At 29.4% G+C, this 20,582-nt stretch carries 18 protein-coding genes and 1 other RNA gene; 18 read left to right on the top strand and 1 reads right to left on the bottom strand.

Annotation, left to right across the window (positions count from 1 at the left end; all coding sequences use genetic code 11):
- Window positions 1-578 precede the first annotated feature (578 nt).
- From BLW74_RS00870 to BLW74_RS00940, 15 genes are all read left to right on the top strand, one after another.
- Window positions 579-842 (top strand): helix-turn-helix domain-containing protein, encoded by a 264-nt coding sequence (locus tag BLW74_RS00870; RefSeq protein WP_089689600.1) that lies wholly within the window; start codon window positions 579-581, stop codon window positions 840-842.
- A gap of 229 nt (window positions 843-1,071) precedes the next feature.
- Window positions 1,072-2,487 (top strand): hypothetical protein, encoded by a 1,416-nt coding sequence (locus BLW74_RS00875; protein ID WP_089689601.1) that lies wholly within the window; start codon window positions 1,072-1,074, stop codon window positions 2,485-2,487.
- Window positions 2,488-2,576: 89 nt separating this feature from the next.
- Entirely contained in the window at window positions 2,577-5,174 is a 2,598-nt protein-coding gene (locus BLW74_RS00880; protein ID WP_089689602.1) for a sensor histidine kinase, read from the top strand.
- Window positions 5,175-5,181: 7 nt separating this feature from the next.
- Complete coding sequence (locus BLW74_RS00885) at window positions 5,182-5,838, top strand: hypothetical protein (RefSeq protein WP_139265673.1); 657 nt, start codon at window positions 5,182-5,184, stop codon at window positions 5,836-5,838.
- A gap of 2 nt (window positions 5,839-5,840) precedes the next feature.
- The gene (locus BLW74_RS00890; RefSeq protein WP_089689604.1) at window positions 5,841-6,404 is read left to right on the top strand and encodes an HNH endonuclease family protein; all 564 of its coding nucleotides are present in this window, start codon (window positions 5,841-5,843) and stop codon (window positions 6,402-6,404) included.
- Window positions 6,394-8,244: an HsdM family class I SAM-dependent methyltransferase gene (locus tag BLW74_RS00895; protein ID WP_228424720.1), complete on the top strand. Its 1,851-nt coding sequence runs from the start codon at window positions 6,394-6,396 to the stop codon at window positions 8,242-8,244. Before BLW74_RS00890 ends, BLW74_RS00895 begins: the two co-directional genes overlap by 11 nt.
- 274 nt (window positions 8,245-8,518) lie before the next feature.
- On the top strand, window positions 8,519-8,869 hold the full coding sequence (locus BLW74_RS00900; protein WP_089689605.1) for a hypothetical protein: 351 nt from the start codon (window positions 8,519-8,521) through the stop codon (window positions 8,867-8,869).
- Between the two features lie 17 nt (window positions 8,870-8,886).
- Complete coding sequence (locus BLW74_RS00905; protein WP_089689606.1) at window positions 8,887-9,726, top strand: hypothetical protein; 840 nt, start codon at window positions 8,887-8,889, stop codon at window positions 9,724-9,726.
- Complete coding sequence (locus BLW74_RS00910) at window positions 9,723-9,944, top strand: hypothetical protein (RefSeq protein ID WP_079243277.1); 222 nt, start codon at window positions 9,723-9,725, stop codon at window positions 9,942-9,944. Before BLW74_RS00905 ends, BLW74_RS00910 begins: the two co-directional genes overlap by 4 nt.
- A gap of 381 nt (window positions 9,945-10,325) precedes the next feature.
- On the top strand, window positions 10,326-11,543 hold the full coding sequence (locus BLW74_RS00915) for a hypothetical protein (protein ID WP_089689607.1): 1,218 nt from the start codon (window positions 10,326-10,328) through the stop codon (window positions 11,541-11,543).
- Window positions 11,544-11,581: 38 nt separating this feature from the next.
- Window positions 11,582-12,754 (top strand): RHS repeat domain-containing protein, encoded by a 1,173-nt coding sequence (locus tag BLW74_RS22620; RefSeq protein ID WP_185116331.1) that lies wholly within the window; start codon window positions 11,582-11,584, stop codon window positions 12,752-12,754.
- Between the two features lie 452 nt (window positions 12,755-13,206).
- Window positions 13,207-14,265 (top strand): hypothetical protein, encoded by a 1,059-nt coding sequence (locus BLW74_RS00925; protein WP_089689608.1) that lies wholly within the window; start codon window positions 13,207-13,209, stop codon window positions 14,263-14,265.
- A 58-nt stretch (window positions 14,266-14,323) separates the two neighbouring features.
- Window positions 14,324-15,745 (top strand): hypothetical protein, encoded by a 1,422-nt coding sequence (locus BLW74_RS00930; protein WP_089689609.1) that lies wholly within the window; start codon window positions 14,324-14,326, stop codon window positions 15,743-15,745.
- A 74-nt stretch (window positions 15,746-15,819) separates the two neighbouring features.
- On the top strand, window positions 15,820-16,734 hold the full coding sequence (locus tag BLW74_RS00935) for an AlbA family DNA-binding domain-containing protein (protein ID WP_089689610.1): 915 nt from the start codon (window positions 15,820-15,822) through the stop codon (window positions 16,732-16,734).
- 970 nt (window positions 16,735-17,704) lie between these two features.
- A complete protein-coding gene (locus tag BLW74_RS00940; protein ID WP_089689611.1) occupies window positions 17,705-18,235 on the top strand; it encodes an antirestriction protein ArdA in 531 nt (176 codons plus the stop codon).
- 182 nt (window positions 18,236-18,417) lie between these two features.
- Here BLW74_RS00940 and ssrA read toward each other — a convergent pair.
- Window positions 18,418-18,819: a transfer-messenger RNA gene (ssrA, locus tag BLW74_RS00945) on the bottom strand.
- A 269-nt stretch (window positions 18,820-19,088) separates the two neighbouring features.
- Between ssrA and rpsU the strand changes: the two genes are divergently transcribed.
- From rpsU to BLW74_RS00960, 3 genes are all read left to right on the top strand, one after another.
- The gene (rpsU, locus tag BLW74_RS00950) at window positions 19,089-19,286 is read left to right on the top strand and encodes a 30S ribosomal protein S21 (protein ID WP_034693154.1); all 198 of its coding nucleotides are present in this window, start codon (window positions 19,089-19,091) and stop codon (window positions 19,284-19,286) included.
- A gap of 78 nt (window positions 19,287-19,364) precedes the next feature.
- The gene (locus tag BLW74_RS00955; protein ID WP_089689612.1) at window positions 19,365-20,252 is read left to right on the top strand and encodes a tyrosine-type recombinase/integrase; all 888 of its coding nucleotides are present in this window, start codon (window positions 19,365-19,367) and stop codon (window positions 20,250-20,252) included.
- Complete coding sequence (locus BLW74_RS00960) at window positions 20,249-20,539, top strand: HPF/RaiA family ribosome-associated protein (protein WP_089689613.1); 291 nt, start codon at window positions 20,249-20,251, stop codon at window positions 20,537-20,539. Before BLW74_RS00955 ends, BLW74_RS00960 begins: the two co-directional genes overlap by 4 nt.
- The last annotated feature ends 43 nt before the right edge of the window (window positions 20,540-20,582 follow it).

Raw genomic sequence — 20,582 nt, forward strand, 5'->3', positions numbered from 1 at the left:
TAAAAACGGCAACAGTCAGCTCATATTGAGAAAATATATAAATCTATTACAGTTGAAATGCTGTTAAGGGGAGTCACCTAATTAAAAACGACAGTAGTTACTCATTTTGAGACATGGGAAAATTATGTTTATTTAGCATTATTTAAATGCTATGGCTGAAAAATCCAAACTAGAACAAGCCACTAGAGAGGGGGCGCACCTCAATAAAAACGTGTTGGTCACTTATTTTTTGGGAAAGACAAAAACCTCAAAAATAAAGTAGATAGGGTGATTTTGTCTTATTGCTAAGTGTAAATAGTCAAAAGTCGTAAGGTTTGACAAACCAAAGAGGGGTTGCACCTCATGAAAAACGTATTACGCAAGCTCAGATTTTGGATAATATCTAAAAAGTATTTAATATTCAAAACAGTAGACAACGAATAGTTATATAAAAAATTAAGATAGATAGACCAGCTCGAAAGAGTTAGGTCTTTTTTTATGCCCTAAATTAACAAAATAAATAAAATACAAGATAGGAGACCCTTTGAGGTCTCTTTTTTTGTTGGTATTAATAAAAATAAAATAAAAAAATAAATATTATGATACAATTAATTTCAATTTCAAAAGACGAACTAATGAATGAATTTGAGCAAATAGTTTATAAAGTATTAGAAAAAATGCAACAAGATCAGGCTCCAAAAGATCAGAAAGAGTTTTATACTCGTGAAGAAACAGCTAAATTATTAGATGTTAGCTTAACAACACTTTTTCATTGGAATAATGACGGAACTTTGAAAAATACCAAAATTGGCAAAAGGGTTTATTACTCTAAAAATGAAGTTTTAGCACGCCTAAATCCTTAAAGCAAATTTGACAGTTGTTTTTATTAGTATGGGGCATAATTCTAAAAACTGTTCTCTTATCAATGCACCTGTTAATTAAAAAGTACATCTTTATTACAAATGGGCTTAGATCTCAAATAATAGCTCAAAAATCAACTAAAATTTTAAAACAATACGAACCTCAAAAAATATAGCCAACAAGCTGTATGGACTATCGCTATGTCCTTATTTTAAACGAATCTGTAAAGCAATGAATGAACATTATATATTAGTCCCAAAAAATCTAAATTTAGATCAAAGACTTGCCAAGTTTCCACCTTCTTTTAAATTTAATAAAGAATACATCTATTATTTTATTTCAAAACTTATTGAAGATATTACCTATCAAAATATGGATGAACCCTATGATAGAAGCCCTGAAAATAATAAAAATGATATGGATTCTATGATAAAACATTATGCACCTATGTGTGCTGCTATTAATCAAAGTTTTTTTAGAGCTTCAAAATTACATCTGGATTATTTATATCTTAATTTACCTAATGAAGGCAGATTCCTTTGGAGAAATAATTATAAAGAAGGTAGCTGTTTCTCTTATAGGCTCCCTGAATACTATTGGGGGGATGGTGAACTGGAATTGATACCACTTTCAGGACAGTCTTTTATTAATAAAATAAAGAAGTATGATAAACCAACTGTTGAAAACATTATCAAAAAAAAGTTTAATTTCACCATTGGCTATTTTGATATTAAAAGATTTGCATTAGACGAAAAATCAGCTTTAAATGATCTTTATGTAGAGTATCAAAAAACAGGGAACTATCAAAAATATCTTTTAAATGCAGTTCGGGTAATGAATTTAAAAAATGGGTATTACACATTTCACCATAATCCTGAAACTGATGGAAGATTGCACACCGCCTTAACACAGTTTCCTAAAATATGTAGAAAGCACCTAAAATATGATAATGAAAGGCTCTCTGAAATCGATCTGTCTTCTTCAGTACCATTTATACTATCATATATATTGTATAACTACAATACCCCACAGCCTACAGATCTTACCTTTAAGATTAACAGTAAAGATCTCTTATATCATTATATATTAGTAAAAAGCTCTGTAAAGCCTTCTGATAAGGAGATACAGCATTTCAAGGATTTGATATTAAATAATAAGCTGTACAATTATTTTATGAATGATTTTATAATGCTTCCACACTTTGAAGAAAACTTTCAAAGACAATTTAACAGACCCTTTGACGGTGATATGGACGATTTAAGAAAATATAGTAAAAAAAGATTTTTATCTATGTTATTTGCCAAATCTGCAAGCTACAAAAACGAACAAACTGTCTTTAAAAGGTATTTCCCTACCATAAATAATTTACTTTTAAAATATAAACGAAAGAAATTCAGAGATTTTAAAAAGTCTGACTGGCACAAAAAACTGTCTTACCTGACTTTTCAATTAGAATCTCATTTTATGGTAAATATAATTGCAAGAGAAATCAATAATGTTTTCAAAAGAAAAATCCCCCTATTTACTCTACATGATTGTATTGTGGTTAAAAAACAACATTTAGATATTGTTTACAAAATGATTGAAGATATTTTTATTCGTGAAATTGGTTATGCTCCAAATTTAACTAAAAAAGTGTGGGAATAATAAATAGTATTATTTCTTGTAGTTATAAAAAATAATAATTATAATATATTTGTATATAAAATTGAATATTTAATAACCCAAACATTTAAATGGTAGATCAAAATAGTTCCACTCAAATAACAATTCCATTTAAGGTGTCTGCAAGAACTGCACGTTTAATTGGTCGAGAAAATATAGCGACTTCTAAAGGAGCAATTATTGAATTAGTTAAAAATGGATACGATGCAGATAGTAAAGCTAGTATTGTTTATTTTGATAATAAATACTCGACTATTTTATCAGAGATTGATGAACATCATTTCAATAAATTGATAGAATTTGGTATATCTGAAAATGATTTAAATAATATATATACAAAAAACGATGATGACCTATTTAACTTAAAGAATGATATTGACGAATTAACAATATCAGCCCTAAAAGATAAATTAAATAAATTGTCAATATTATATATTATTGATTTTGGAGATGGAATGACGCAAAATATTATTAGGGATCATTGGATGACAATAGGTACTGATAATAAAGCATCAAACATTTTTACGAATACTGGAAGAGTTAGAGCAGGAGCAAAAGGTATTGGGAGGTTTGCGCTAGATAAATTAGGAAGTCGTTGTGAAATGATAACTATCTTTAATCCTAATATACAAAATCCTGACACGGATATAAATGGAAATGTTACAAATTTTACAGGATATAATTGGAAAGTTAATTGGGAGGATTTTGAGGGAGAGTTTAAGACTATTGATAAAGTTGGTGCTGTTTTAACGGGATTATTTAGTGAAAGCATTAAAGAAGAATTGTCAGCTATACTTCCAAACCTCAATATCTCGCAAATTGAAGGGGATTCAGAATTTAAGTACGGAACCGTATTGAAGGTTATGGATTTACGAGATAATTGGGAAGATTATTTTGTAGGTCAAGTATATGAAGATTTAGAAGTGTTAGTTCCTCCAAAGGAAGCTGGTGGTTTTGAAATTTATGTTTATTCTTCTTTATTGCCCCAAAAGTATGGCGAAGTTTTAGGTTCAATTTGTGATGATTTTGACTATAAACTTGTCGCAAAGGCAGATAATAATCAAAATGTTCACATTACAATATACCGTAATGAATATGATCTTGAAGCAATACCTAGTGATTTTTTCATGAGAGATGGGATGCTAAAGTCTAATTATAGAAAAGAAGATTTTTTAAAAGGTTATTGGGAAAAAAATACATCTTTTTCAAAATTATTAAAAGGTTTTAATAGTATTGATGAAGATAATACTTTTGATAATATAGGGTCATTTGAATTTACTTTTTATTTTTTAAAAAGACAGAATAACAGCTCGGATTCCAAGAGGTTTTTTAACCGCAACTTTATGTCGAATAATAGGAAAGACTGGTTGAATAAATTTGGAGGTGTTAAGCTCTTTAGAGATAATTTTAGAGTTCGTCCATACGGAGAGATAAATAATGTAGCATTTGACTGGCTTGGCTTAGGTAGTAGAAAATCACAAAGCCCTGCTAGTGTCGCAAAGAAAGAAGGGGGATATAGAGTTGAACCTGATAATGTTGCTGGTGCTATTAGCATTTCTAGGTTGACAAACGTTAATTTTGATGATAAATCAAGTCGTGAAGGACTTCAGGAAAATAAAACTTTTTCAATATTTACAAGAATTATTACAGAAATTATTGCAGAATTCGAAGATGATAGATCCTATATTGCTAGGGAAATGTCAGATTATGATAATAAGAAATATGGTCCTCAAAGAGATAGTGAAAAGGCAGAAAAGATAAAAAATGAAATAATAACAAAGTATCGAGATAAAAAACAGCAAGACGAAAATGCATCATCTGGTAATAATGAAAATGATGAGTCATTTGATGAAGAAAAAATATTATTAGCAAGTGAGATTGATAAAAAAGATGAAGAAATTGAAAAACTGAAGGAAGAGCAGAAGCTGTTAAGAGCATTAGCTAGTAGTGGTATTGTATTAGCTTCATTTAGTCATGATTTGAGTAAGTTGAATCAACAATTATCTTTAAGAACTGATAAACTTAAAGATTTAATCAGTCAAAAAATTAGTGAAGAAGATTTTGAAAATGTTGTCGATAGAAAAAATCCATTTATTCTTATAGAAAGGATTAAAACCCAAGATGTTAAGCTTCAAAATTGGTTGAATTTCTCATTAGGTGCAGCGAGAAAAGATAAAAGAACGAGGAGACTTGTAATGCTCAAACCTTATTTTCATAATTTTAAAAATGATTGGTCAACAGTACTTCAGGAAAAAGCAATAGATTTAAATATTGATAATATAGTTGACATAGGTATGAGAGTTTTTGAAATAGACCTTGACAGTATTTTCAATAATTTATTAGTTAATTCAATAGATGCTTTTTTACTCTCCAAATCAAATAGAAATCGAAAAATTGACATAACGTTACAGCAAAATGATAAGGAATTAATTATTGAATATCACGACAATGGCACAGGAATATCAAATGAAATAGAGAATCCTGAAAAAATATTTGAACCCTTATTTACAACAAAAAGAAATCAATTTACTGGGGCAGAAGAGGGGACAGGTTTAGGTATGTGGTTGGTAAGTTCAATAGTAAAAGAAAATGATGGGAATTTAAAGTTATTATATCCAGAGTTTGGTTTTGGGATTAGAATATCCTTCCCTGTTAAATATAAAAAATAATAATACCATGAGTAAAATATTATACATTGATGAAGAAACTTTAGAAATCGAAAATTTTGAAGATTACATAGAAAAATTTGATGTAAATCAAATATTTGAATTGCTAACAATGAAGCCCTTACCTCATATTGATGATACGATTGATGAAATTTTCAAAATTAATCCTGATGCTATAGTTTCTGATTATTTAATAAATGAGAATATTGGAGAATTAGGATATAATGTAAATTATAACGGTGTTGATCTAGTAGAGAAATTTCTTAAAATTCGACCAAAATTCCCGTGCTTTGTTTTAACGGCAAAAGATGGAGATGCTGTAAAGGTAATTCATGATGTTAACTTAATTTACGGAAAAAATCTTATGATCTCAGACCAAGAAAAAAATGATCAAAATGCTAAGTTTACAGATAGACTTTTACAGCAAGTAGAGCATTATAAACATTTGTTAGAAAAATCAAGTAAAGAATTTGATCGACTAATTGAATTAAAAAATAAAGGAGAAATAAATTCTGAAGAGGAAGAAATATTAAATGAATTAGATGAATTTCTCGAAAAATCGATTGATAGCCGTGTAAAAACACCTAAAGAATTAATGGAGTTTTCTAATATGCAAAAACTTGATGAACTTCTGGATCAAGTAGATTTAGTCTTAAAAAAATTGTAGCTATGAGATATTTTAGAAAGGACTCTCCAAAAAGAACATGTACCAAAACATATGCTAACTATAAAAGTTTTAAAAAATATTTGAGGGAAGATTTTAATTTCCGTTGTGGTTATACAGATTGCTCGGATTTTTGGTTTGGTGGAAGTAATACATTTCACATAGATCATTTTAAGCCTTATTCAAAATATCCTACTTTAAAAACTACTTATTCGAATTTAGTTTATTGTTGTTCGTATGTAAATATTTTAAAATCAAATGATGAGGGAAATTATTTACATCCTTATGATGTTGACTTTAATGAGCATTTTGATCGTAATATAGAGGGAAGAATTACTCCTAAAGCGACTTCGGTTGAAGCAAACTATATGTATAATAAATTAAAATTAGGTCTTAAAAGATATGCTTTAATTTGGAAATTAGATGAATTGGTTGATAAACAAAAAAGATTAATTGAAAAAATTGAGACCTTAGAAGATGGTGATTTAAAAGATAGTTTACATATTTTAAATAGTAAATTGTCGATTTATATTAATAAGTATTTGCTAGGATTAAAAGGTGAACAGTAACATAAAAAACACAATATTTAAATTATTAAATAGTTATTCGACAGAAATAATTCCTATTGATAGAATAATAGTCTCGTTGTATTTGTATTATAATAAGATCAATGTCGTTAATAATAGATTAGTAAAGAGTTATCAAATTGTTAAAGAGGATAATAATGAGTATGAATTTCTAAAAGTTATAATAAATAGCATTCCAGACGATTTTGTATTAAATATTGAAGATTTGATAGAAATCTTTGAATATGTTATATCTCCTTCAGACAAAATAATTAATGGTGCTATATATACCCCATCATATATAAGAGAGTATATAATTGATCAAACATTTTCTCTCAAAAAAGATTTTTTGGATATTAAAATTGCTGATCTATCTTGTGGATGTGGTGGATTTTTATATAGTGTTGCAAAGAAATTAAAAGAAATAACACAACTTAAATACTCTAAAATTTTTAGAAATAATTTGTTTGGACTAGATATTCAAAAGTATTCTGTAAATAGATCTGAAATATTACTTACATTACTGGCTATATCGGAAAATGAAGATGAAGATGAATTCATTTTCAATATTAATTCTGGTGACTCACTAATATATAGTTGGAAAGCTAATTATCCTAATTTTGTAGGCTTTGATATTGTTTTAGGTAATCCTCCATATGTAGGTGCAAAGAATCTATCGTTGGAAACTAAAAAAAAGATTAAATTTTGGGATGTTAGTAAATCTGGAAATCCAGATCTTTACATTCCTTTTTTTCAGATAGGAATTGAAAATCTTTGTGAAGATGGTATACTAGGGTATATTACAATGAACACCTTTTTTAAAAGTTTAAATGGAAGGGAATTAAGAAAATATTTTAGCGATAAGGAATTAAATATTAAAATAATTGATTTCGGATCAACACAAATTTTTAAGTCAAAAAATACTTATACTTGCATATGTTTTATTCAAAATAATAAGAAAAAATATATAAAATATATTAGATTAAATAACAAACAGCTTCCAACAAAAAATGATAATTTTCAAAGTATAAAATATTGTAATCTCGATTCATTTAAAGGGTGGAATTTACAGAATCACAAGATAATCGAAAAAATTGAATCGACAGGCACTCCTTTAGGAAAGCTTTTTAAAACAAGACATGGAATTGCTACACTGAGAAATAATATTTACATTTTTAAACCAATTCATGAAGATTCTGATTTTTATTATTTAAAAAGTGAAAAAATTTATCCGATAGAAAGAGGTATTTGTAAGGAAATTCTTAATACCAATAAACTAAGTAGAAATGTAGATTTTGATCTAATAAAAGAGAAAATAATCTTTCCTTATCATAACTTAGATAAGCCCAGATTATTTGAAGAAAAGTATTTTAAAGACAAATTTCCTAATGCTTATAAATATCTAAAAGACAATTATAAAGATTTAGGTAAAAGAGACAATGGAAATAGAGAATATGAAAATTGGTTTGCATTTGGTAGAACTCAGTCTCTTGAAAGAATATCTAATAAATTATTTTTTCCTAAAATGACTGATAGAACACCATCTTTTATACTAAATGAAGATCCTAATTTGTTATTTTATAACGGACAGGCAATTGTTGGTCATTCACAAAGAGAAATGAATCTTATAAGAAAGTTTATGGAATCAGATTTATTTTGGTATTACATTCAATCTACGAGTAAACCGTATACTTCAGGATATTATTCTTTAAATGGGAATTATATTAAAAATTTTGGAATTTGTGATTTAACAGAATCTGAAATTGATTTTATTCTAAGAGAAGATAATAACCAAAAGATCAATCTATTTTTTGAAAGAAAGTATGACATTAAAATAAATTAATATATAATAATTACAGATCTAAAGAATCTTTATATTTGTAATTCAAATTTTATCGAAAAATAAAGCGTTAGCTTTTATTCTGTAGGAAGAAATCTGGTAAATTTCAAATACGTCACAGGATAAACAGTTGATGCCTTCACTATGCGTGGAGGCTATTCCTGTTTGTGATGTATGGCATACCAGAGCCTCTTCCTGCAAATTGAGTTTAGTCCTCTACGCTTTTTGCATTTTATAAACTTTTCACTTTTAGGACTGAGTGAGTAAAACTTTCATTATGAAAAAACTATTATTCACAATTGGTTTAACCTTACCAACATTATTTTTTGCACAGCAAACAGAAAAAGACAGTAAATGTGATCTCTCTAAAGATTATCAGGAACCAAAACCAGACAAAAAAATTCAGTCTTGGTTAAAGCGAGGTGATGCCACTATTGAAGATTTGAGAAAACATATTGCTGTAGAAAATGATTGTAACGAGAAGGATGTAATCTTTTTAAGAATATCAGAACAAAAGGGAAATGGAATGTATTTGGTTTGTGTTGCAGGAAAGCCAATGAAGTACAAAAGAATGGGGACGGTTTTTATGGGAGCTTCTGAAAATCCCTTTGATACAGCTTCAAAATAACCCATAAACCCATCTGTATGAAAAAGAATTTAACTTTTTTAATACTATTAGGAAGTATTCTTATATTCAACGCACAATCAGGGATAGTTACATTAGATGAACAAATTAAAGCTGATGGCTACAATCCCAATGCTTATCAATATACACCCCCACCCGAAGTCCCTAAACAACAGGATCAAAGTTTTTACCCTGATTGGACAAAAAAGATTAAAGAACCTTCTATATCAGAGGATATTAGACCTGAAATAAAAGAAACTGTCAAACAGGTGAAAAAAATCCCAATAGAAAAAGAACCCGACAAAGTTCAAGAGGTCATTGATGAAATGTTTCCGAATAAAATTCCTATTGCTTATGAAGCCCCTGCCTCCCAAACTGTAAAGCCAATAGAACAAAAGCCTAATGTTTCAGTATATCAAAATTCAAAAAATCAAAACAGTTTTGATATCGACAGGTTAATAAATATTTTGACAATGCTGTTTCTAATGCTCGGTGTGATATTGTTTTTTATATGGCTTACTTCAAAGAATAAAGCTAAAGTAAAATTTAATACTCCAGTCGCTCCAGAAACAAAAGAAAATCAACTTTCGTACAGTCAAAGGGAGGAATTGTTGAAAGAAACCCTAATCGAATCAGCAAAACAAACGCTTGTTTCAGATTTAAGAGAAATGGAAATAAGAGGGATTCTGGAAGACCGAGGCATAACAATACAAACTCTTTTGAGAACGTATCAGGAAATTTCATTAGATCAGTCAAACGAATATTCTAAATCAGCCAACCTACCGAAAATTGAGGTAGAAAAAATTATCAAAAATGTTTATCAAATATTAAAAGTTCAATATTTTAAATCCACAACATGAAAAATCACAAAATCCATTTAAAACAAAATGACAGTCTTTTCCCTACGGATAAAGAAATTCGGATAGCACTCCGAAAGTTAGGATTAAAAGACGTTGCATTTTCTATACTAAAGACAGTCGAGTTTGCTGAACTGTCTGAAAGAAACCTAAAAACTGTCATTACGAGCAAACCTCAAAGTCCCTTAGAGGAATTATTAAAAACCCAACTTTTAAAATAAAACACGTCAAGTTTTGACGTGATGCTGAAATATATTTGTCAAAAACTTATACAGAATGTTATTTTCATCACTTGTAGAAAAAATGTAAATTGCAGGAAACACAAAACACACAAAATATTAATATTCAAGATGAGAAAAATATATATTTTTCCCTTATTACTTACAGGTATAATAAGTTTTGGCCAAATTCCGAACTTTCCTACTCCACAAGCAAGTGGGTTGGGTAATTATTCCGCTAATAACTATGGCAATCCAACAAATAGCAGAAGTTTCCAAAGAAATTATGCTCCCTCCATACTGAGTGCATATCAAAAATCCTCAAATACAACTCAACAACATAATGTTTATGAATCACAGGTGAGATCACAAAATGATGCTGTAATGCGAGGTATAGGGCAAGATATGGCAGAGGTTCAGGAAATGCAATTCCGGCAGTGGGTAGACAATGGTAGAAATATGTCTTACGAACTTCCTACACTATCAGGAAAAACAGGAACAAAAGCCTATTACGATGCTTTTGACAAGCTCACAACAATAGATTCTGAAAATTACTCTCTAGCAGATGTCAATTTCACCGTAGAAAATGCTTTTTATGACAACAAGCAGGATGTAAACAAATTCAAAGCAGGAATACAAAGAACAGCAAAACAACTGTTGCAGAAAATGAAGGAAAGGAAACAAGATACGGAAAGCAATGTTTCTAAAAACCTGATGCTATTCGAGTATTTTTCTAAGGATATGAAATTGAACGGAACAACTCATAAAGCCTTTGAATACGATTTTAAGGACTATATGGGACAAAAAGACTATTCCAAAATGTTTGTTTCTAAACTTCTTAAAACGGGCTCAGGACAATGCCATTCAATGCCTCTGTACTATCTGATGTTAGCAGAAGCAATGAATACAGAATCTTATTTATCATTAGCTCCCAATCACTCTTATATTCGATTTGTGGATGATGAAGGAACCATGAGAAATATGGAACTTACCAATGGAATGTTTCCTACTGATAATGCGTTTTTGGAATCAGGGTATATCAAATCAGAAGCCCTACAAAATAAAATCTATTTGGAAAACCTTACCAAAAAGGAGCTGTTAGGAATGGCTTATTTTGATTTGGCGAGGGGATATGTAAGTAAGTTTGGATATGATGAATTTGTAAACAAAGTTATCGACAAAGCATTGGAGCTTTACCCTAACGGAATAGCACCGAATATGGAGAAAGCAAATGTAAGTCAGGTAAGATTTACCAATGTAATGAAAAAACTGGGGATTAATCCCGAAGACAAAAGAGATTTACAGAGAATCGGTTATTTTCCAAAGGCTGTTGAACAGCTAAATCAAATCAACGAGCAGTTTAATACTATTGATAATTTAGGATATGCCGAAATGCCTGCATCTGCTTATGAATCATGGCTCGGAAGCCTGAAAACCGAAAAGAATAAGCAGGAAAGCGAAGCATTGGCAGAAAGAATGCGCTTATTCCAGCTTCAAAAACAAAAGGAAAGAAAGGAACAAGAAGCTGTCAAAAAAGCACAGGAAAAGAAAAAGCAGGAACAAAAACCGAGATATATTCCAATTGATCCAAACAAATTATAAAAAATGAATAATTTTAACAATCATAAAAACAAATGACTATGAAAAGAATATTATTTATTGCTTTTGCAATAATAACAGGCTTTACACAGGCACAGGTCAAAAAAAACCAAACGAAACCAAAACCTAGAGTTGAAAAAAAATGGGTAAATCCTGTTAAATTGACAAAGGAAGAAAGAAGCCGTCCTTACATGGATGAAGTTTTGAAAACAAAAGATTCATTAACACCAGAGGAAGCAGAAAGACGAAGAAAGAATATTGCTATTGGAAACCCTTTTGCTAAATATGGGGTTTATCCAAAGATTGCAACACTCAGTAAAGGAAAATACTTAGAGTTTCACGATACAGACAGTATTGTAGTAATTGGCTCTATAAGATATAACACAAAAAAAGGAAATATTATTGAAGTAAGAGAAATTGATTTATCCGATCCTGATGCACAGCCTATTGGTGACACTCATGGGCGTTGGATGTCTCCCGATCCTTTAAGTGAGGAATTTTCAAGTTGGTCACCTTACCATTATGCGTACAATAACCCTATTAATGCAATCGACCCAGATGGAAGGGAATCTAAATGGATACCTACCATAGAATTTGATAAGAATAAAAGTGGTGAATTAACAGGAGGACATTTGGCTTTACAAATGGAAAAGGGAGACACTGCCGAAACACTTGCTAAAACATTGAATATAGACCAGAAACAAGCTGATAAGTTATTTGCTGGTATGCAAAAAAGTGGAGAAACATCTATTGACGTTCCTGAAAGTATTGCTGGATCAATTAATGATGCTATTACTGACGCTATTGTTAATTCAGGGGATTATAGTGGTAAAGAAAATTATAATTGTTTTGCATGTGCTTTTAAAACTGCCAGAGGAGAAAGTTTAAAAGAAGATTATTTCAATTACACTTTATCAGGAGATGAGTTCCAAACATTTTTAAAAGCTGGATTTGAAAAAGCTGGTGCTAATGAAAAAGTTTTTGGAAAAACCATTCTTGCATGGAAAGGAGATGTAGAAAGTAAATACTTTGGAATGACAATAGACAAAACAAAAGGCTTTACTCATGCAGCAACATATCTAGGAACATCAAGAAATGGTACTGAATATACTTTTTCCAAAAATGGTCAAGGTATAAATCCTAAAATTGAAACTACTAATCAATTGAGGAAAATTTATGGAAATCAAGTAGGTTATTGGAATAAATCAAAGTAGTTATGAATAATTTCAATTTTACAATGATTGTAAAGGTGTTAAGAGTAATATTTATTGGTATAATTACTTTAAATATAATTTCACACAACTACATTCTAATTAGTATTCAAAAAAGCATTTTTGATATTCAAAATATCTTATCCTTATTACTTATCTTATCATTTATCTTTGTTAACAGAGCAACTACAGTATTTTTAATATTTTATTGTTTCAATATTTTATCAATGATATTTTTTCCGAAATTGTTTTCTGAAAATATTTATTACACATTCTTTTTAGGACAAAATTTATCTTCTTATATACGTTTAAATATTACCAATACATATTGGATAGTCAATCTGATTATGAACCTTTCTTTTTACTTAGTGGGATATATTATTTTTTTGGAAATCCCTTTTCGACTTTATAAGAGAAAACTCTTCCCATTTAATAAAAAATCTTAGTTCTGTATCATGCATAAAATAATATTAATCAGTATTTTTTTTATCGGGATTTTTTCAAAAGCTCAAGAAAACCGATTCTATTCTGATGCTTACCAAACCATAGATAATATGCTTAATGATAAGCAGAAATATAGTTTCAAAGAAGGGGTTTTTGCTGTTGAAAATGCTTACTATCAGGGAAAATATGATACAGTCGAGTTGAACAATAAGATTAAGTTCTTAAAACATTTCTGTAATCTTTTGTTGAAAAATAGAAAACTAACTTATACTGATAAGGATGAAGCCAAAGTAAATAAGTATGCTGCTATTTATACAGTAATGTGTGAAGCAACCCCTGTAATTATGAAGAATGATACCGTAAAATATAAACCATTCGCTTACGATTTTGAGGACGTATTCGGACATACAGAACTGTCTAATCTATTTGTATCAAAATTATTAGATACACAAAAAGGTAATTGTAACTCAATGCCCTACCTTTACAAGATTTTGGCAGAAGAATTGGGTGTAGATGCCAATTTAGCACTTGCACCGAACCACGTTTATATCAAGCATAACATTAAATCTATTGGATGGTACAATACAGAGCTTACAAGTGGTATTTTTCCGATTGATGCGTGGTTATCTGCTTCTGGATTCATTCATTTGGATGCCATTAAAAATGGTGTATTTATGAAAGCCTTAAATAATAAAGAAAGTCTTGCACTGCTATTGGTTGATTTAGCTAATGCATATAATAGAAATTATCCAGGGAATGACGGAAGTTTTGCTTTAAAATGTGCTGAAAGAGCAATACAAATTTATTCTTATTTGCCAAATGCTTTGTTGTTACAAGCTGAAACTCATACAAAACAATTCCAAAAACTCATGAAAGAGCAGAATACAAAAGATATTCAGGCTACATTATCAAATCCAAAGGCTAAAGAATTGTTTGATACAATGAATAAAGAATACACCTATATTCACAAAATAGGGTATCGCAGTATGCCAGAAGAAATGTATTTAGATTGGTTGGTGTCTCTGAAAACTGAACGATCAAAATATGAGGATACAAGATTGTCTAAATAATATTTTTAAGCCCTGTCAATAAACACATATATCTAAATAACAGAAATGTAATACAAAAATGAGAATTTATCTAGATAAACAAATTTTCAGTCATTTATTCAAAGGAGAAAAAGTATCATATATTAATTTGTTACAAAAAATAGTAAGCTCAAAAAGCAATCATATTTATTGTTATTCTTATGCTCATTTACAGGATTTAAAAAATGACAAAACTGACATAAAATATGAAGAACTTGAGTTCATGGAAAAGATTGTTGATGATAACTATCTTCAGTATGATTTTTCTAGTAAAGATGCATTCTGTTATCTTGCTAAACCAATAACTGCATTTACGGAGATTGAAAATACTAAAGAAGAAATTATAGATTTTACAACTATTTTTGATGATATTGATTACAGTCTTTTAAGTAAGGATCAAATTGAGCAGTTTGAAACAGCAAAGAATTTTTTGCAAAATTTCAAATTTGATTTCAATTTTATGAAACTTGATGAAGTATCTGAGGAATTATCAGAACCCTTAAAAAAAATAGTCCCTTTTAATTCAGAGCCGATGAATGTTTTTGAAATGGCTCAAAAATTTTTAGAAACACATAAATTAATGGAAGAAGATAAAAGTGTATACAAGGGATTAAGAAATATAACTGATAAATATATCAATAATGGAAAATTCACATTAGATTATAATAGCTTAGATTTTAATGATGATATGAAAAATTCCGTTTTGAAGAAGAGTTTTGTTGAATTTGTAAATAATAATTTAAATCCGAATGGAGATAAAGAAGTTTCCAGATATGATTTTTTTAATAATGCATACTTTTCTCTAGATATACTTGGTATTAGCAAAGAGCCCTCCAAATCAGTAAAATATAGAAATGTCCTCAACGATGGCTTACATAGTTTTTATGGCGCATACTGTGATTATGTTGTTTCAGACGATAATGGCTTTTTAAAGAAAACCAAAGCTCTTTATAAATTATTGGGAATCGATACCGCTGTATTGCATATTGATGAATTTATTAGTTCATTCTCATTTGTAATTGACAGTTCAGAAAAAAGTTATTTTAATTTTATTTCTCTCTTGACTAATGATTTAGAAAATGCAATTATAACCAATACAAAAAAATCACTTAAATATAATCGTGTTACCATAGAAATAAAACCCAATCATATTTATCTGGGGTATTTTAATAAAATAGACCAAATGCTTGAAGATAATATTACTTATATTTATTTATACAAACAAAGGTCAAATTACTCTTTTTTTAATTTTTATAGGGAAACTGAGATAATTGTAAATAATTGCTATAAAATTTTCGGTGTAGATGATAATGGAAATGGAAAATTTAACTGGGATATTGAAAGAAAAGAACTTAAAAGATCGGAATGGAATGGTAGATTCTGGAACAAAGGTCAATTTACATTACTTTTAGATATTAACGAAGGAACTGAAAAAATAGGTTTATTACTCACAAAAATGTAATTCATACTATTAAATATTTTGAGGAATTTATAATAGTTGTTATTTATAAAATTTAATATTAGTATTGTAAAATTATGTGGACATTAGATAAGCTGAATACTTTAATAAAAGAAGGAGTTGAAGAAAATTTACATCTTGACTACAAAGCTTCTGGCTCAATTTCAAAAAAGAATGATAAAAAAAATGAAATCTCTAAAGATGTAAGTGCTTTTGCAAATTCCGATGGAGGAGTAATAATTTATGGTATAAAAGAATTTGATGATCTTAATAAAAAACACCTCCCTGAAAGAATCGATCCAATTAATGGCAATGAATATACAAAAGAATGGTTAGAGCAAATTATTAATAGTACTATTTCACCTAAGATTCACAATGTTGTTATAACCCCTATTCAAGTAGAAGAAAAAGATAAAAATAAACTCGTTTATGTAGTTGAAATTCCCAAAGGTAATACAGCACATCAAATGAGTGATAAAAGATATTACAGAAGATACAATTTTCAATCTATTGCAATGGATGATTGGGAGATAAAAGATATTATTAACCGAACATCTAGAACGCAGGTTAATTTAGTATTTAAAGCTAATACTCCAAAGAAACTCTTGTTAAAAATGTTAACGCAAAAAATTGTAGTAGGAATTTATGTTGAAAATACAGGGAACAAAATAATACAATATCTTGATTGTTTCGTGAGTGGTAAAAAGGAATCATCAAAATTTATTATAAAACCCAAAACGCCAAATGATAAGGATTTTCAAATACCTTTTTCTAATGTTATAGAAAGAGAAATAGCACTTGGAGCAGAAACCTTTACAGTTAATACTGAAAGAATACCCATACTACCAAAAACTTATAGAAGAATTGGAGAGATTGAGCTAAAAGAGGAATTTATTAGTGAAAATCTAACATTGACCTTTCAAATTTCTACTGAAGATAATGTAGAATTCTTCGAGTATACTGGAATGGAAATAATAAATAATCTCGTTTAATAAAGTTTTATTCTGAATCAATTAAATCAAATAGTAGAGCCTCAATTAAGAGGCTTTTCTAATTCGTCTAAAACATTATCAAAACAATCATCAAAATATGAAATTACTTTCCCATCTTTAATCATTTTGATTTCATCGTGTGAAACATGGATTTCTACATCAGGTATCTCAAATATGAAATAATTACCAGCATTTCTATGTGACCACTTAATGTTCTTCCCTCAATCCTGGATGCAACTAAATCTAACTTAGATTTTCTAGCTTTGTTTCTTTTTATTGACATATTATATTTTTTTTTATTGGAAACAAATATATGATGCAACCTAATCTTCTTGCGGTTTGCTAAAATATTACTTAAACAATTATTTTAAATAGATTTTTTAAGATGAATTGATCAGTTAAAATTATATTCTATTTTTATTTGGGTGAAAAAATACAATGGTGAATCCCTGCCTACAAAAATACCCCCATCAAAGCTCAATCAAAAAATCAAATAATCCTTTATAGTAGAATTTACAATAATTTAATACCAGTAAAATATTTTGAGTGAATAGATTATACCTTCTATGTCAATACCCCCATCACCAAGTCAAAGAAATTTTATCTCCCCCTATCAACTATCAGACCTTTTTTCAACAGTAAGTTTTGTTTTATTTGGTTTTTGTGGATGTGTTTTTATTTTCCACTTACATTTTCTACTAGTTATAGTCTTTAAGATACATTTTTATTGATATTTTTTTGACAGTTTTTGTTAGTGGCGGTCTTAGTTTAAAAATATTTTAAAAACTTTAATTTTAAAGTTGAAATCTCTGTCAATTGGCATGAATATTGACTTTATTGATATGTCTAAGAACTATTTCAAGTTCTTTTTTCTATATAGATTCTCACAATAATATATAAAAAATGCCTAAAGTGCTACGAACACGATAGGCAACATCAATAAATTTTAATTACACTAAAAATTATCGACATGACAAATTTACAAAATTGTCTTGATACTGCTAGTATCTACGTAGGAACCTACAAAAAGTATAATGAAAGCTCATTATTTGGGAAATGGCTCAATCTTTCGGATTATTCAGATTATGACGAACTATTAGAAGCAATGAAAGAACTTCACCAAGACGAGCACGACCCAGAGTTCATGCTCCAAGATTATGAAAACTGTTCTTTATTTGAAAAGTTAGGATTAATCGAAGAAAGTTATTTATCTAATGAGATATTTGAAATAGCAGAGCAAATAAACTATTCTGGCTATGATCTTGAAATTTTCGAGGCTTACCTTGATTGTATTGGAAAAATGGATTTTCAAAGCATTTATAACGGTGTGATAAACTATTATATGGGTGAGTTTTCAGACGATGAAACATTTGCTCAATATATCTTAGAAGAAAATATTCCTGAAAGCCTACCAAATTATATTTATATTGATTGGGAAGCTACAGCAAAAAGTTTGATGTATGATTATTTTGAAAGTAATGGACATTATTTTAAATCGTAGTATATTTGTAGTGTTATACAATAGCCCTTTGTATGTTTTAAAATTCAAATAGGTTTTATTAAATTCAAACAGATTTAAAAAGTACATTTTAAAAATTCGGGTACAACTTTGGGTACAAAAACAAAAAAGAGAAAATGTAATTATCTAAAATTCAATAATTTACAAATTCTCTTTAGCTTAAAAAGTGGAGTTGGAGGGATTCGAACCCTCGTCCAAACAAGCAATACATAAGCTTTCTACATGCTTATTCTACCATTGGTTTTCGACTGAAAGCAGAGGATAGACACCCAACTTCCAGCTTATCTTCTAAAGTTTTCGAGCTTTAGCCAAAGCTTCTAAAGCCTTATTTCTGCATTCCTATATCCCAGGATCAAACGCCGCAGAACAGAGCATTTGTGGAATATCTTGCTTCCCTACTAAAATCTTCGGGAAAACGCTTGATCTACTATACTTCGATATTAAGCTGCAAGAGCGAACTCTTCGTTGCCAGTTAAAATTTTGTAGCAAGGGATTATAGAGATCGCGCTACGGTTCTCTGCATGCTTACTTACCCATTGGTCTTGCTGTCGAAACCAGTCAACCCCGTGAATAAAGTGAATGCAAAGATAATGCTTTTTGTTTACATTTCATTATTATGAGTGATTTTAATGAAGTACAGATATAAGATTGGATCCAGTAAGCCGGTAAAAATGAAATTTTAAATTATTGATGATGAAAATATTAATATCCCTAACCTGCCTTTAATAAAGGGTTTTTGAAAAGAGTTGAATTAAATTAAAGGTGGTTTGTAGGAATATATTTTGTGATCTGAGAAAAATTGCCTAGTTTTGCAATCCAAAATGAGATGTAAAATATGTTAATAATTCCAGTAAAAGATGGTGAATCCATCGACAGAGCTTTAAAAAAATACAAGAGAAAATTTGATAAAACAGGAACTGTTCGTCAGTTAAGATCTAGACAGCAGTTTATTAAGCCTTCTGTAACTTTGAGACAAGCTAGACTAAAAGCGGCTTACAAACAAAGAGCACTTAGCAAAGAAGAGCAGGCTTAAGATTTTTTCTTAACCATATATTAATTCATTCCTTAAATTCTTATATTTGAGGAGTGAATTTTTATTTTTATACCCATGATGCTGGAAAAGTTCTTAGAATACTTACAATTCGAAAAAAGATATTCTTTTCATACCATTACAAGCTACAAAAAAGACCTTGAAGACTTTTCCCATTTCTTTCTTCGAACAGAATCTTCCGATGATTTAGCTAAAGCTGATAAGAAAATCATCAGAAATTTTATTGTTGAACTGAGCGAAAATGACATTTCCAAAAGGAGCATCAATAGAAAATTATCTTCACTCCGTAGTTTTTATCTTTTTCTTTTAAAAATAGGAGAGATTAAAGTTTCTCCTACCGAAGGTATTTCTTCCCTGAAGTTTTATGCTGAAAAACAGATTCCTATGTCTAAAGAAGAAATGACAGATCTTAATGACCGGGTTTTTGAACAGGTCCACGATGTGCTTGAAAAGTGCATCATGGAAGTGCTGTATCAGACAGGGATGCGTAAAGCCGAACTTTGTGGCCTGATATTTGAGAATGTTGACTTATATGGAAATGAATTAAAAGTAATAGGAAAAGGAAATAAAGAAAGGATTATTCCTATTTCCAGTGAATTGTCTGAGCTCCTTAAAAGCTATAGGGAAATAAGAAATCCCCAGACAGAATATAAATCATATTTTTTCGTCAATAAGAAAGGGAAAAAACTCAACGAAAAATTTGTTTATGTGGTAGTTAATAAGTACCTTAGTCTTATAACAACGAAAGAAAAAAAAAGTCCTCATATCCTTCGGCATAGCTTTGCTACACATGTTTTGGATAATGGGGCGGAGATCTCCAAAGTTAAAAAAATATTAGGGCATTCCAGTCTTGCCAGTACTCAAGTCTATACGAATGCTAATATTGAACAATTGAAAAAAGTGTTTAATCAGGCTCATCCTCGAGCATCAAAAAAAGAAGAATTATGAAGATTTCAGTTCAATCGATTGGTTTAACACCACACGAACCACTAGAGTCACACATTGACAAAAAAGTAAGCAAATTAGATACCTTTTATGACAAAATTCAGGAATGTAAGGTGTTTTTAAAAGTGGAAAATAACGCTGATAAAGCTAATAAAACAGCTGAGATTATTTTGGCGGTTCCGGGAGACGATATCGTAGTAAAGAAGACATCCTCTAGTTTTGAAGAAAGTTTGGATCTTTGTGTTGATACAGCTAAAAAGCTACTAATCAAGAAAAAAGAAATGGCATAGTAAAAAAAGTTAAAAAAAGTTTATAAAATATTTGAGAATTCAA

It is taken from the genome of Chryseobacterium culicis (assembly GCF_900108365.1).
Lineage (GTDB): Bacteria > Bacteroidota > Bacteroidia > Flavobacteriales > Weeksellaceae > Chryseobacterium > Chryseobacterium culicis.

Excerpts from the sequence above, each read along its gene's own strand:
- BLW74_RS00900 (WP_089689605.1), top strand. The coding sequence starts at position 8,519 with ATGAAAAAACTATTATTCACAATTGGTTTAACCTTACCAACATTATTT.
- BLW74_RS00905 (WP_089689606.1), top strand. The coding sequence starts at position 8,887 with ATGAAAAAGAATTTAACTTTTTTAATACTATTAGGAAGTATTCTTATA.
- BLW74_RS00960 (WP_089689613.1), top strand. The coding sequence starts at position 20,249 with ATGAAGATTTCAGTTCAATCGATTGGTTTAACACCACACGAACCACTA.
- BLW74_RS00955 (WP_089689612.1), top strand. The coding sequence starts at position 19,365 with ATGCTGGAAAAGTTCTTAGAATACTTACAATTCGAAAAAAGATATTCT.
- BLW74_RS00915 (WP_089689607.1), top strand. The coding sequence starts at position 10,326 with ATGCGAGGTATAGGGCAAGATATGGCAGAGGTTCAGGAAATGCAATTC.
- BLW74_RS00930 (WP_089689609.1), top strand. The coding sequence starts at position 14,324 with ATGAGAATTTATCTAGATAAACAAATTTTCAGTCATTTATTCAAAGGA.
- BLW74_RS00925 (WP_089689608.1), top strand. The coding sequence starts at position 13,207 with ATGCATAAAATAATATTAATCAGTATTTTTTTTATCGGGATTTTTTCA.
- BLW74_RS00910 (WP_079243277.1), top strand. The coding sequence starts at position 9,723 with ATGAAAAATCACAAAATCCATTTAAAACAAAATGACAGTCTTTTCCCT.
- BLW74_RS00880 (WP_089689602.1), top strand. The coding sequence starts at position 2,577 with ATGGTAGATCAAAATAGTTCCACTCAAATAACAATTCCATTTAAGGTG.
- rpsU (WP_034693154.1), top strand. The coding sequence starts at position 19,089 with ATGTTAATAATTCCAGTAAAAGATGGTGAATCCATCGACAGAGCTTTA.
- BLW74_RS00875 (WP_089689601.1), top strand. The coding sequence starts at position 1,072 with ATGAATGAACATTATATATTAGTCCCAAAAAATCTAAATTTAGATCAA.
- BLW74_RS00890 (WP_089689604.1), top strand. The coding sequence starts at position 5,841 with ATGAGATATTTTAGAAAGGACTCTCCAAAAAGAACATGTACCAAAACA.
- BLW74_RS00935 (WP_089689610.1), top strand. The coding sequence starts at position 15,820 with ATGTGGACATTAGATAAGCTGAATACTTTAATAAAAGAAGGAGTTGAA.
- BLW74_RS22620 (WP_185116331.1), top strand. The coding sequence starts at position 11,582 with ATGAAAAGAATATTATTTATTGCTTTTGCAATAATAACAGGCTTTACA.
- BLW74_RS00940 (WP_089689611.1), top strand. The coding sequence starts at position 17,705 with ATGACAAATTTACAAAATTGTCTTGATACTGCTAGTATCTACGTAGGA.
- BLW74_RS00870 (WP_089689600.1), top strand. The coding sequence starts at position 579 with ATGATACAATTAATTTCAATTTCAAAAGACGAACTAATGAATGAATTT.
- BLW74_RS00885 (WP_139265673.1), top strand. The coding sequence starts at position 5,182 with ATGAGTAAAATATTATACATTGATGAAGAAACTTTAGAAATCGAAAAT.